This window comes from Rothia sp. HMSC067H10 (genome assembly GCF_001810635.1).
Classification (GTDB): Bacteria; Actinomycetota; Actinomycetes; order Actinomycetales; family Micrococcaceae; genus Rothia; species Rothia dentocariosa.
Genome location: NZ_KV802297.1, coordinates 1 through 387 on the forward strand (window position 1 = coordinate 1; position 387 = coordinate 387).

General features: G+C 68.7%; 1 pseudogene. It reads left to right on the forward strand.

Going from position 1 to position 387, the window contains the following annotated elements:
• Positions 1–387, forward strand: a pseudogene (locus tag HMPREF2756_RS04240) (recombinase RecJ); the annotation flags it as partial.

The window sequence follows — 387 nt, forward strand, 5'->3', positions numbered from 1 at the left end:
GGCGAGCTGCGCATTCCCCGATTCGCCGGGGCACTGGGAACGGTCAGCACGAACGACTGCACCGGCGACGCCCTCGAATTCTCACGGCTTGCCGTGGAGGCGGCACGCACCGGCGCCCCCGCCCGCGGTATTGCGGTATCGGCACACGATCGCGCGGTCGCAGACATGGCTTCAGGACTCACACGCCTGCTGTATCGGGTATGTTCCGACCGTACCGAGGCCGAATGGCGCGTGGTCGATCTGCTGGTTCCTGGGGTCCGCGGGCAGCAGCGGGCAGTTGCGCAGGCGCTCGGCATTACCACCCAGGCGGTCAGCCGCACGCTCATGCGCTCGCTCTGGCACGAAGAACAGGCGGCACGCCCGGCGGTACTCGACCTGCTCAACCGG